The following is a 12,619-nucleotide window of genomic DNA, read 5'->3' on the forward strand; positions in this document are numbered from 1 at the left end:
ACGTCGAATACACTCTTCCCCACACTAGATCTCAGCCCAAAAGCTGAACGCCGAGGTGACCGAGCCCGGCCACAGTCAGCGCTCAAATAGACTGAGAACCGCCGCTACCCGCGGCGGCTCGGAGATCACTTGCTTCCCTGCACCCGGCGGCGAGCGATCAGGGTCACGATCCGCCACAGCAGTGTCGCGAGCAGAATAACGATCAGCACCGAGGCGAAAGCCAGCAAAACCGGATGCTCAGCCAAGTGATACCAAAGCAGGTTGATCAGCGGCAGTGAGCCTACGTAGTAGGTGTCACCCACATGGTAGCTCGCCACCTTGTCTCCGCGGAGAGTCACAACAGAACCGAACATGAAGTTGTGTTTGCCGCCATCCGCCAGAGCGCGTTGCACCATACGAAAATCCGTATCGTGCGCAGCAAGTATCGCAACCATGCTGCGGTCGCTGGTGATGGGAGACTCACGACCGACGATGGCCGCAAAACCGCCGTTGGCCGAGATGTTCACGTTCTGACGCTCTTCGTTATCAGTATCATTGCGCCAGCGGCGGTACTCGTGACGGGTATTGCGCAGCGGCAGCCTCAAGAAACGCTCGCTCGCATCGACGGCCAGGTTGAGGTTTTCTGCATCGCTGGCACGGCCAGACAATGAAGGGTCGGTACCGATGGCCAGAATATCCTTGTCGGCAAGTACCGCTTCATCCCAACTGCTCACCACACTCAGGTTTAAACCGGGAAAGCCCGAACGGCCACCGAAGTAACCACTCAGGAACAACAGTGTTTCGACTTCTTCCTTGCTGGGGTTTTCCGGCAGAACAAACACGGTATCCGACAAATCCGCCATCCGGATGAAGGGATAGGCAGAGGTCGCAAAAGCGTGCAGGTTCGGCATCTCCAAGTAATGCGGGAAGCCAGTAAAATCCAGGGTGGAGTTCGGGTTAATTACAGCACTGTAGTTGTTTGCCGCTGTCGTCAGACAGGGGCGATCCGACACGCCCGAGAAGGCAAACTCAAAGCTCATTTCATTGTTGTTGCCTACGCGGAAAGACGGTACTCGAACGGTGTCACCATCTTCTTTTAGTGCTTCTTCCAGCAGAGGAATGCGAACGCGTTTTTCAGCTCCATTTACACCCTCGGTGGTCAATTGGAAACCTTCTACAAACCCGCCGTTTACGCTGAAGCTCATATTCGAATCGGTATCGTCGCTGACCGGCGGTGTATAGCGATAACTCAGCTCTAACGGAATGCCCCGACTCTGCCAGGTAAACAGATCCGGCGGTATCGCAAAGTTGACCTTGACCGGTGCCGGCAAACGTCCAGACACCTGCAATTGCGCGGGGTCATCAACGAGCTCACCGAGCTGAATCTTACGATCAGTGCGCACCCAGTTAGGTGCATCGTAGGGTTCGCGCGGCTTAATATCAGTAATCTCATTCACAGTAGCGACTGAACCACTGAACAGGTCGGTACCCAGTGCCAGACCGCGAACGGCAGTTTTCAAATCGGCCTCATCGCGCCCCTGAATCAGCAACAGCTTGACGTAAGGGTTATCCGGATGAGAGACCATCTGTAGCGTCGGCTTGCTGACTTGCGGGAAATCGCGCAGGAAATCCGGGCGGTTGCGATTGGTCACAAACACAATAGCGTGCTGTTCCGGCACACGGTTCACAAAGACCGGGAATCGGGCTTCACGCCAATCTGCCTGGGCACCAAAAAAGGACGTTGCCATCGCGGCAACTTCAACCGTACCGAGATGGAAATTCGGACCAAATACGATAGGCAGTGAGAGCTTTCGGAAATCCCGGTCATCAAAGAACGGGGCCGGCAGCATACTCAAGTCATTCGACAACTTGAGTTTCCGCTTATTCAGGTGCAGACGGCTGCCCTTACTCATCGCCATCCAGATGCTCGGGTCATTCGGATTCCAGCATTCTTTATCCAGGTGGCCAATCAGCTGTATACGGACCTGGTTAAACTCACCAAAGAATTTTGGATTCAGGTAGACACGCGAACTCAGTGGGTCGCCTTTTTGCACATCCTCGAAATGCACGACCTTCTGAAGCTCATCATTCAGATAAACCTTGAGGTGTGAATACAAGGGCGCCAGCGCAGGCGAGGCGGTGAAATCCATATCGATGTAGGCGGATTCAACGACTTCATCCAGCCGAGAACCAAAGCCCACCGTCCGCGAGCCTTCGCTGCCACGGATTTCAAAACCGTTCGCAAAGCCCATCTCTGCCACCGTGCGACTGTCCTGGACCAAACTGCGAGGATCCGGCTCTTCTTTTGGTTGCTGGGCCAGCGCCACAGCGCTGAGCAAGGTGAGTGGCACCCCAAACTTCATGATTCTTTTAAACAAGGTCTTTCTCCTCACAAGGCTTTTGCCTCTACCCTTACAGGTGCGAATGATTTTAATGAATTCAAAATAAAGCTGACGCCGTGCACAATCCACGGCAGTGGTCGCGGGCCGTGCTCAAGCGATATTTTTAAGCCACGCATGGCCGCCATAAAGACCTGACCAAAGCTGACTCCGGGACGATCGACCTGATAGTCGCGCTGCCAGCGCACCCAATGATCCGCCCGGGCAAAAGTACACTGAACGTAATCAATCTTTTGCTGACGCGTCATCGGCTCAAGCCGGAGGCCAAGCATCTGGTTATTGGAGAACACGATTCGCGTCGGGAACGAGAACGTCCGGTTCGCACGCTGCAATACAATCTCTACGTGAGAGTAATTACCCACCACCGTCGCATCATCCATATCAACCCGCAGCCCGCCCATGGAGAAATCGCGCAAGGTTGCTTGATAGCTACGGCCGTTGGGCAGTTTGATACTGGTAGGCATGCGAACATCCACCCGCGGTGCGGAACGAACCTGCCTCATTTCACCGGCTACCGCTACCGCGGCACACAAAAGAATCAGGTTGTACAACACCCAGGCCATATTCACGAGCACCGCCGCAATTTCTTCCTGAGGACCATAGCCTATGCGGAATACCCCCCAGATAATCCCGGCAACATTCAGCAAGACCAGGAACACATAAGGTTTGGATATCACCCAGTCGTAATAGAAGTTTTCAACCTTGCCGCCCTTGGCAGTCACATTGAACTTACCCTTGTGCGGCGCGAACAGGGCGACCGTCGTCGGTCTCGCCACATACCAGGCGAGCACGATTTCATAGACCTCACCCCAGAACGAGTAACGGTATTTACCCTGTGTGGTGGAGTTCACCACCGAGGCAAGTACCATGTGGGGTATGACATACAACAGCAGAAGCGCCGCCGGTGCATAAATAATATAAGTATGCAGCAGCAGGAAGGCCAACGGCGCCACCAGGAAGATCAGCCGGGGAATCCCTGCAAGAAAGTGCAGCATGGCGTTGAAATAACACAAGCGCTGGCGCCAATTCAGGCCCGGGCCTGAGAGCGGATTATCCAATCGCATAATCTGGGCCATACCCCGGGCCCAACGGATACGCTGCCCGACATGGGCTGACAAGGTCTCTGTAGCGAGACCTGCCGACACGGGCGCCCGCAGGTAGGCCGAATTATAGCCCTTGCGATGAAGACGCAATGAGGTGTGCGCATCTTCGGTAACGGTTTCTACCGCGATACCCCCGACTTCTTCCAGCGCATCCCGGCGCATGACGGCACAGGAGCCACAGAAAAAAGACGCGTTCCAAAGATCATTCCCGTCTTGAGTAATCCCGTAAAACAGCGACCCTTCGTTCGGAATCTTGCGGAAGTTACCCAGATTACGTTCAAACGCATCCGGCGAGTAAAAATGGTGGGGGGTCTGCACCAGGGCCAGCTTGGGATCTTTGAGAAACCAACCCATCGCGACCTGAAAGAAGGCCCGGGTAGGAATGTGGTCGCAGTCAAAAATGGCCACATACTCGGCATCGGTTAACTTCAAGGCATGGTTAACGTTGCCCGCCTTGGCATGCTCGTTAGTTGGACGACGAATGTAGTTAACACCGACTCCCGCAGCAAAGTCTCTAAAGCTGTCGCGCTTGCCATCATCGAGAATATGAATCCGCAGCTTCTCACGCGGCCAATCCAAGCCCAAGCAGGCGTAAACGGTGGCGCGAACCACGTCCAGATCCTCGTTGTAGGTCGGGATCATCAGGTCGATGGTCGGCCATTCAGCGGTATCCTCTGGCAGTTTCTCCGGCGCTCGACGCAGAGGCCACATGGTCTGGAAATAACCCAGCAATAACACCAACCAGGCATAAGCTTCGGCCAGCATCAAAATGATGCCGAGGATAAGACCCAGAGTGTCATCGAAGTTGAGTGTTGAGGAGACCCGCCACCAGATATAACGAAAGCTGACGATCAACGACAGCACCATCAGCAACAGCGCTGGGTAACGGCCCGGCACCTGTCGCACAATCAATGCGGTTACGACGAGAGCAATAACAAAACTCGCCTGAGCCGTCAGGCTAAAGGGGACCGTTACACAAATGAAGGCCAGAAAGGTAACGACAACTAACACAAGAACCAGAGGCAAGCCCACCAAGCCCTTGGCCTTAAAAGATTTTGCTTCATCAGTGTGCGGTTGATCGTATAAATCCGCTCTGTGATCCGAACCACCTACCAACCGCCGAAATTTGCGCATTGTTAGGCGTGTCAACGCGACCATTCGGAACAGCAACTTACGCGAACGAAGGTCGGCAAGACGGTAAAATTGTCGAATTCGGCGAATCCGTCGGCGGGATGGCCCGGTGGTCGTGACCTGCTTGAACAGCAGCAGCCAGAGAAACTGCACCGGCATCCGCAACAAGTCGCCCAAGCGCGGCCGACTGAGGTCAACATGAGGGAACATCACCTTCATCAAACGCCAGCTTGGTACACCAAGAATCTCCGGCTTGAGGAAACAATAAGAGAAGTACAGCCAGGTACCTACCAGTACTCGCCCAATTCTTGAGTAGCCGCGCGGACTGCGATAAGCCGCGTAGCGCTCTTCAAACATGCGCTTGGTTTCGGGTTTGAACAACCAGCGCAGCACGCTCAATTCAGAGCGGCGTACCGTTAGGCGATCGGCACTGCTCATGCCGCCCCCACCAAACTGGCCTGACACCAGATCGCGAGTGCATGAAATTCGCGGGTAGCCTCGCTGTCTGGGGAATACTGATCAACGGTACGCAGACTCAGCAAAGCCTCCGCCAACGCATTGTCGGTACCGATCTGACTAGGTACCACTCGCGCAGGAAACTCCTGCCTAAGCACCAGAGACATATCCCTGTTAGCCTCCACTTCCGACGCCGTCCGGTTCAACACCAAACGATAATCAGCAGCGGCGGCACTGACCCGCGGGTTGAACTTCAGACTAATGTAGCTAGGCGATTCCGGCGGCACAGCCAACAAACGCAGAGAGGCTGCCTCCGAAAAGGTATAAAGAAGGGATTCAAAGGCAGTACCGTGAGGAGAAACCAGCGGCGGCGCATCCACAACTAACCAATCTACCGCTGGCGAAAACCCTGCCAACACCTGCTCGGCAAAGCGCGTCAGCACGCTCTGCGAAAGTTCCTGAAACCCGTCGTATTCATTGTGATCAAGCTCCCCAAAAGGAATGACCCGAAGACCATCCTCTACACCGAAGACCGCACCTTCCCAGGACTGATCGGCGACCAAACGTCGCGCCCAGCCGTCGGGTTCCCGAGGATCGACACTGGCATGAAAACGAAGGTCGTTGTTCTGACACAGATCCAGCATCAAACAACTGCGGCCAAGCTTCTGCAAGGCTGAAGCGAGGTTGGCGGCCACGGTACTGCTGCCGCCGCCACCGCGCACACCGCGGACTACCACAACACGCATCAAGACCCAGACTCCTCTGCCTTTTCAGTGTTTTCGGAATGCAGAAGACGCAGCAGGGGCCACTTATCGGTAACCGCTCGATATTCCAGTCGCTCAGTGATCTCTTGATAACTCAGATCCTTGCGACCAAACGCCTGATAAACAGCACGAATGTCTTCGCTTAACTCAGACATGACCCCCTATTCCCCTTATTATTTAACTGCGCTTTGGCCGGAACACTACCACCTCCGATAAAACGCAATGGTACCAACGCTTTATCTAGTCACACACCAGCAACTCTTGCAACTTTTACTTCTTCCAAGCGGAATTATTTATCAGTATATTCAAGCTGTTGTTGGCCATTGATCCTGTTTGAGTTAATTCACGTATATACTACATTTGATATTCATAACTATTTTAGTTCGCCTCGAGGAGTCCCGGCTATATGGCAGAATCGAACACGCTTCCCGTTTCTCTGCGCTCGCTCCACGCCGGGGAGCTATACTTCTGTTTTACACCCGCGCTCACGGATACCGCAACTGCATTAATAGACTTGGATCAGGTCTGTAAACGCATCGCCGTGGTCACTCAGGTATCTCGAGACACCTATTTCGGGGCCACCTCACAAGCTCAACACCCGGCCCTGACTAACGTTTTTAGCCGCGCCACCTCAGCCTGGTTTGCCCGCTCCGATGTAGGCGGCTCAGACCATAACTTTTACGAACTACTGCGCGATGTCCGGCGCGCCCATATTGAGAAAAAATCGCTGCTGGTTGTCGTGCTAGAGGAAGCCGCCTTTAAATCCGGTAAAGACGAGCGAATGAAGGTCGAGTTCGAGCGCTGGCGTGAATACGCCCGCGAGCGTTCCCTTTCTGTACTGTTTCTGGTGTCAGGCGAGTACTCGTCCGTCAAACCGGTACTGATGCGACTCAACACCTGCATTGCCGGGCTGGCCTCGCTGCAAACCCTGGGCTCTGCCTGCTGGAACCTTCAGGTCTACTACTGGCACACGCAAAGCGATGTACTCGCCGATGCCGTCTACGAACTTACCCAGACCGGGGAAACCCAGTTCGAATTAACAGAACAACGCGCCAGCACATCGTCGTCGATAACGCCTGATCATGAGGGTGAAAGCGCCGATCATGACGCCATCTACATTGCAGCTGATGCCATCGATCAGGAGTTCGGTGAAACTGACAAAAACCAGTTCACCCTGATTGCCGACTCCAACCGGGAGCTGGTAGACCGCCTGCCCGACGTCGAGTCCGCCACTGTCGTGTTTGCTTGCACTGCAGCCTTTCAAGCTCGGGACCTAGCCTCCTTCTGTTATACGTTGCGTCGCAAATACGGTCGCAATCTCAAGTTGATCGTTCGCGAGACAACCCGCTGCCTGCGCTACACCGATGAACAACTGTTACTCAAGGCCGGCGCCAACCTGATCCTGCCTCACTCCGTCGACTATGCCTCGTTCATGATGTTTGTGGATTCGCTGCGCGGCCAGTGGTTTGGTCGCTCGCTGCCACCCAGTCTTGACGATCTGCTCGACTCCTGGACGATCAGCGGCCTGTCGGGATTTTTCGAGCCGGAAACCTTTGTCGGTCACGCCCGCCACATTTTTGCCATTTCGCGCCAGCACGATACCGAAAGTACGCTGGTAGCATTAACGCCCTACAGCAACATCAGTGCAGAAGACTGTCTTAGCCTCTGCCGAATACGCCGTGAAGGCGACTTGATTACGATGGGAGATGGTCGCCTGTTTATTCTGTTCCGGGCCTGTCGCCCGGCCGATGTGGGCGTCGCATTGAAAAAATGTTTTGTACTTCCGGTTGATGATATCTTCGACAGTCGACAGCTGTTTAATTCGCCGTCCATGGTTGACGATGCGTTGGGCAAGATCGTGCACATGACCTGCGATCTGGATAGCGATAGTGGCAATGCACTGATGCAACAAGAACAGAGCCAGAAGGTCGTCAACGCGGCTTCGTCAGTTTATCGAGAAGATGGTCTGCGACTCGCCACACGACAGAGCCTTAAGCTGGTCAAGTCGTAACGCAAATCAGCACGACAAGTGGAATTAGAACAAATCCTCCGACAACGGAGGTAGTGAGGGGGCACTTACAGGCAACATGAATCCTGAAAGCTTTATAATTACCGTCAGCGTCTCGCTGGCGATTGGCATGTTGATCGGCTACTTCGCGCGCGAAGTTTTTCACGCAATTTGCAGGGCTGTCCACGATCTCTATGCCACCCCTAAACGCCTGAAGCGCTTCCACGCACCTACATCTAACCGACAGGATTCCAGCACCGAATGAGTACCCCTGAGAATAACAACGAGTCAGGTCCCGCGTTAGCAGGCCTCGGCTGGTGGAATATCTATTTCAAATTGAAGTTCGCTCTTTTTTATCAGGGCAAAATCGGCTTTCACGCACTGGAAAATTTGAGCTTTGCGGCCTTTTTGCTGATCCCCCTGAAACAGCGGGCGCTCAATATACTCCGCAATATCGTTGCGATTCCGGTTGCGCTGTGGCTATTCCACTACGATTCCTTTCTGCCGCCACTCAGTCGCCTGACGGCACAGATGAACCAGCTACTGGAATTTGAAACCAGCTACCTGATCGAACTACTGATGCGCTTCGTGCCCGCCAGCGCCGTGCTGTCGCTGATTGTTCTGATCGCCGTTTACTATCTGCTATCGCGTTTTTTCCGCGTCAGCGTCGTGGTAGTTGTGGCCCTGGTGATCCTCGCATTTACCTCTCTCCCCAAAGAACAATCGGCTCGCCCGGTAGGTGGCAATACTGCGGCGCCGACGCTAACCAGTACCAGCGATGACAGCCTGACCAGCAACGAAGGCATTAATCGCTACCTCAGCGACTTTTTCCGGACCGAGCAAGATCGCATGGTCGATTTTTCTCCCGCGCTTCAGGCCCGGAAAGACTTTGACATTCTGTTGCTGAGCGTCTGCTCCCTTTCCTGGGAAGATCTGGCTGTGACCAAGCTGGCGGATCACCCCTTTTTCAGCCGCTTCGACGTGATCTTTAATCAGTTCAATGCAGCGACCTCATACAGTGGCCCCGCCCTGCTCCGCCTGACGCGCGCCAGCTGTGGTCAGCCGTCTCACGCGGCGCTGTACGAAGACACACCCGCTCAATGCGACCTGTTCGAGAACCTCGCGAAACTGGGGTATAGCGAAGAACTGGTCATGAACCACAACGGCGAGTTCGATAGCCTGCTCGAAAAAATGCGTCTCTATGGCGGCATGGAATCGCCCCTGTTCCCACAAGGCGGTATGACCGCCGCTCAGAAAGCCTTTGAAGGCTCGCCCGTCTACAGCGACCTGCAAATGCTGAGCCGTTGGTGGCAGTCCCGCCTGCTCAACGCGCAACCCGGCAAGCCCGTCGCCGCGCTGTACAACACGGTGTCGTTGCACGGGGGTAATCAGGTCATCGGTGAAAAGCCCAGCTTTGGTGAAGAAAGTTTTTCGCTGCGCGCAAAAACGCTGTTTGCCGAGTTGAACGAGTTTTTCGACATACTCGAGCGCTCCGAACGTGACATCGTTGTCGTGCTGGTACCGGAACACGGGGCCGGCTTGAGTGGCGACAAAATGCAAATACCGGGGATGCGCGAAATCCCCTCCCCAACCATCACACACATCCCCGTCGCCGTGAAATTTTTTGGTCAGGGAATGGAGCGCCGCGACAAGGTCGCCCATGTCGAACAGCCCACCAGCTACCAAGCGCTCGCACAATTACTGGATAACGTGGTTGAACAGGATATTTACGGCAAGCGCCGCTACATGGCTTCTGAAGTAGCTCGGGGCCTGCCAGAAACCGCAGAGGTTTCTCAAAACGAAGGTAGCACCGTCATCAAGCTGGGGGATAACCACTTCATCTCACTGGATGACCGCACCTGGAACGAATACCCCACTGAGTAACGACGCTTCCTGTCCTGAACCCCCGATCTTCCGGACACAGGACGCAATACGGTTAAACAACACGACAACAGGCACTGCGCCAGAGTACCGGCGCGCAGAGTGATTCAGGCGCCGGCTTGGCGCTATTGGCTATTTACAGGGGCAGCATGGAATTCAAGCACGTAAAAGCGCTAGGCTGGTGGAATGTCTATTTCGCAGCCAAGATCGCGCTCTACTTTCAGGATTTGGCCGGCTTTATTCTGATTGCCAACCTTGCCCTCGCCCTTTTCTTGCTGATAAAAACCCAATATGCGGGAGCCGCCAAGGCCCAACAGCTGGTCGGTGTCGTCGTCGCCATCGGCCTGATGTATTTTGAAAATCTTCTGCCTCCCTTCTTCCTGCCAGCGGAACAGGGTGGCGGTTTCATGACCTGGCTCGGCACGCTGGCCTGGCCGATGTTGCTCACAACCGGCCTAATTGCGCTCGCCTATCAGTACTTTTTGCGCTTTATTGAACCCGGTGTTGTCGTCGCTTTTCTCGCGGTGTGCGTACTGGTAGACAAGACCAACATTCTCAACATGCTAGGCGCAGATGACGCCAGTGTTCAGCAGGTAGCCGCCTCAAATGGCACAGAGCAACGCGCCATAGAACTGACGTCAGACCAAGCTCTGAATGCATCACTGGCCGAGTTTTTCGATATGGAAAGCCAGCGACGCGAGCCGATTCAAAGTATCGCCGACGATGCTGACTTTGATATTTTAGTGTTAAGCGTCTGCTCCCTTGGCTGGGACGACCTGAACATGATTGGCCTATCGAACCACCCTCTCTTTGAGCAATTCGATATCGTCTTTGACCGCTTTAATGCCGCCACTTCCTACAGCGGACCGGCGGTCATCCGTCTGCTCAATGCCAGCTGCGGACAAAAGCCGCACAGCGAGCTATTTAGCGACCGCTACCCCAAATGTCAGCTAGCCACCCAACTCGCGCAGTTCGAACCCGTACTGATGATGAACCATGACGGTGCCTTTGATAACTTCCTCAGCTTCATCAATGACCAGTCAGGTTTTGACGCTGAACTGGAACCCCACACGGATATCCGCATTGCCCAGAAGTCATTTGACGGGACGCCCATCTTTGATGATCTGGAAATTCTGATGCGCTGGCACCAACAACGCTCGCAGCGCGATCGCAATGAATTTGCGTTCTATAACACCGTCTCTCTCCACGACGGAAACCGGATCATCGGCCAGAAAGCGGTCGGCAACGAAAGCTATCGCCTGCGCGCTAGCGCCTTTCTGGACCAGCTCTCTCAATTCATCAAAACACTGGAAAACAGCGAGCAAAATACGCTCCTGCTGATTGTGCCGGAACACGGCGCCGGCCTGCGCGGCGACCGTATGCAGTTGCCGGGCATGCGCGAGATTCCGGCTCACAGCATCACCCATGTACCGGTAGCAGCCCGCCTGATTGGCGCAAAACGTCGCGGCCCTGTGGCCCGCGTGACCGCCCAGACCAGCCATCTGGCCCTGTCTGTACTGATCAACAATGTCATTCAGCAGCAGCCATTTCAGGCGGAGAGTTATACGCCGGCCTCTCTGGTCAGCAACCTTCCTCGCACACGTCGTGTTTCACAGAATGAAGGCAGCACAGTGATGGAGGTTGACGGCACTGACTATGTGACGCTCGATGAGCGCACTTGGTCGGCTTATCCCGCCAACTAAATTCCGAACTGATGACAATACCTCACCTCAAGGCCCTGCCCGCCCTGTTCACCGCGTTGTGGACGGGTGCGGCAATGGCGCAAACAACCCTCGACACCCAATTGCTCGGCCTGGCTTCACAGACCGATGTTTCCTCGTTTCTATCAAACCCGGCCGCCGTGCATGCCAGCTCGCCCCGCTATCGCTTTGTGCTGAACTCGGCCGGCGGCGGTTACTTTAACGACCAACAGCGCCTGCTGGACGATTTTGAAGACGCCGAGGAAGAAGGCGAGAGACTGGAACGACTATCGCAGGAGCGATTGCTGTTCCCAACCGACTTTGAGCGGCAAATTGCAATTTTTGAGCGCATGGATGGCAAGCTGTTCACCTTGTCTGGCGGCAATATAAGCGCCGTGTCACTGCCCGTTGAACGCCTTGACCTGACACTGGTTAGTTCGGTTGTCAGCCGCCTTGCCACAGCCTTCCGCTACGACCCGGAGGATGCCAACCGCCTGCGCACCGCTCCGATACTCGGCATTGCGCAACGCCCTGACCTTGAATCCCGAATCATTATTCAAGGCATCGCCATCAGCGATATTGGCATTAATCTCTCGCACAACTGGGAACGCTTTGAAAACACGCGGGTAGGCATCACGCTAAAATATCAGGGTGTTCGGCTACTCGACAAAGCCATTGAAATCGACGACTACGAGGAAATCACCCTCGACGAGTTCGAACGCAACATCGAAACCGAACACCATATCAACGCCGACGTCGGCATCTACAAACAATGGACGCGTTACTGGTACAGCTCACTGGTAGTCAAATCCTTGAATAGCAAGTCCTACACCAGCAAGGCAGGCACCGAATACCGCCAACACCCGGGTGTCGCAGTCGGTCTCGCGTACACCGGCGATCGCAGCCTCGGCTCACTGGACTGGGATATTGTGCCCAGCCAGCGCCGCTATGGCCTGCTGGACGATGAACAACGCGTGCGATTGAGTGGTCAGTATCGCCTCAATCGACGCTGGCACCTCAGTGCCGGCGTGGAAGCCATCATTGAAGGCCGCGACAGCGACTCCCTGTCGCTGGGCGCGGGCTATCACTGGGAAAATGGTGCCGCCATCAATATGGCCTTGATCTATGCCGACGAGCGCGAGTTTGGTGGTTCGATTCAAGTGCGCTTCCCCTTCTGGAAGCGCGACGACGCGTAAGA

8 protein-coding genes are annotated in these 12,619 nt (G+C 54.9%); 4 read left to right on the forward strand and 4 right to left on the reverse strand.

Going from position 1 to position 12,619, the window contains the following annotated elements; genetic code table 11:
* Positions 1-125 precede the first annotated feature (125 nt).
* From bcsB to bcsR, 4 genes are read right to left on the reverse strand one after another with little or no spacing between them, the layout of a single operon-like run.
* A complete protein-coding gene (gene bcsB / locus FHR99_RS06060; RefSeq protein WP_183409618.1) occupies positions 126-2,357 on the reverse strand; it encodes a cellulose biosynthesis cyclic di-GMP-binding regulatory protein BcsB in 2,232 nt (743 codons plus the stop codon).
* An 11-nt stretch (positions 2,358-2,368) separates the two neighbouring features.
* Positions 2,369-5,050, reverse strand: coding sequence for a UDP-forming cellulose synthase catalytic subunit (gene bcsA, locus FHR99_RS06065; protein WP_183409619.1), 2,682 nt, complete (start codon positions 5,048-5,050; stop codon positions 2,369-2,371).
* The gene (gene bcsQ / locus FHR99_RS06070; protein ID WP_183409620.1) at positions 5,047-5,814 is read right to left on the reverse strand and encodes a cellulose biosynthesis protein BcsQ; all 768 of its coding nucleotides are present in this window, start codon (positions 5,812-5,814) and stop codon (positions 5,047-5,049) included. Before bcsQ ends, bcsA begins: the two co-directional genes overlap by 4 nt.
* On the reverse strand, positions 5,814-5,987 hold the full coding sequence (bcsR, locus tag FHR99_RS06075) for a BcsR/BcsP family cellulose biosynthesis protein (RefSeq protein WP_183409621.1): 174 nt from the start codon (positions 5,985-5,987) through the stop codon (positions 5,814-5,816). The genes bcsQ and bcsR overlap by 1 nt, the downstream gene beginning before the upstream one ends.
* A gap of 251 nt (positions 5,988-6,238) precedes the next feature.
* Between bcsR and bcsE the strand changes: the two genes are divergently transcribed.
* The 4 genes from bcsE (at position 6,239) to traF (ending at position 12,617) form a co-directional block, all read left to right on the forward strand.
* The gene (gene bcsE / locus FHR99_RS06080; RefSeq protein ID WP_183409622.1) at positions 6,239-7,843 is read left to right on the forward strand and encodes a cellulose biosynthesis protein BcsE; all 1,605 of its coding nucleotides are present in this window, start codon (positions 6,239-6,241) and stop codon (positions 7,841-7,843) included.
* A gap of 258 nt (positions 7,844-8,101) precedes the next feature.
* Positions 8,102-9,724, forward strand: coding sequence for a cellulose biosynthesis protein BcsG (gene bcsG / locus FHR99_RS06085; protein WP_183409623.1), 1,623 nt, complete (start codon positions 8,102-8,104; stop codon positions 9,722-9,724).
* A 146-nt stretch (positions 9,725-9,870) separates the two neighbouring features.
* Positions 9,871-11,424 (forward strand): cellulose biosynthesis protein BcsG, encoded by a 1,554-nt coding sequence (bcsG, locus tag FHR99_RS06090; RefSeq protein WP_183409624.1) that lies wholly within the window; start codon positions 9,871-9,873, stop codon positions 11,422-11,424.
* An 11-nt stretch (positions 11,425-11,435) separates the two neighbouring features.
* Complete coding sequence (gene traF, locus FHR99_RS06095; protein WP_183409625.1) at positions 11,436-12,617, forward strand: conjugal transfer protein TraF; 1,182 nt, start codon at positions 11,436-11,438, stop codon at positions 12,615-12,617.
* Positions 12,618-12,619: the final 2 nt, after the last annotated feature.

The sequence above is a fragment of the Litorivivens lipolytica genome, assembly GCF_014191715.1.
GTDB lineage: Bacteria > Pseudomonadota > Gammaproteobacteria > Pseudomonadales > Spongiibacteraceae > Litorivivens > Litorivivens lipolytica.

Bases quoted from the DNA above. Each gene is read 5' to 3' on its own strand.
- bcsA (WP_183409619.1), bottom strand. From the start codon at position 5,050: ATGAGCAGTGCCGATCGCCTAACGGTACGCCGCTCTGAATTGAGCGTG.
- bcsQ (WP_183409620.1), bottom strand. From the start codon at position 5,814: ATGCGTGTTGTGGTAGTCCGCGGTGTGCGCGGTGGCGGCGGCAGCAGT.
- bcsR (WP_183409621.1), bottom strand. From the start codon at position 5,987: ATGTCTGAGTTAAGCGAAGACATTCGTGCTGTTTATCAGGCGTTTGGT.
- bcsE (WP_183409622.1), top strand. From the start codon at position 6,239: ATGGCAGAATCGAACACGCTTCCCGTTTCTCTGCGCTCGCTCCACGCC.
- bcsG (WP_183409623.1), top strand. From the start codon at position 8,102: ATGAGTACCCCTGAGAATAACAACGAGTCAGGTCCCGCGTTAGCAGGC.
- bcsG (WP_183409624.1), top strand. From the start codon at position 9,871: ATGGAATTCAAGCACGTAAAAGCGCTAGGCTGGTGGAATGTCTATTTC.
- traF (WP_183409625.1), top strand. From the start codon at position 11,436: ATGACAATACCTCACCTCAAGGCCCTGCCCGCCCTGTTCACCGCGTTG.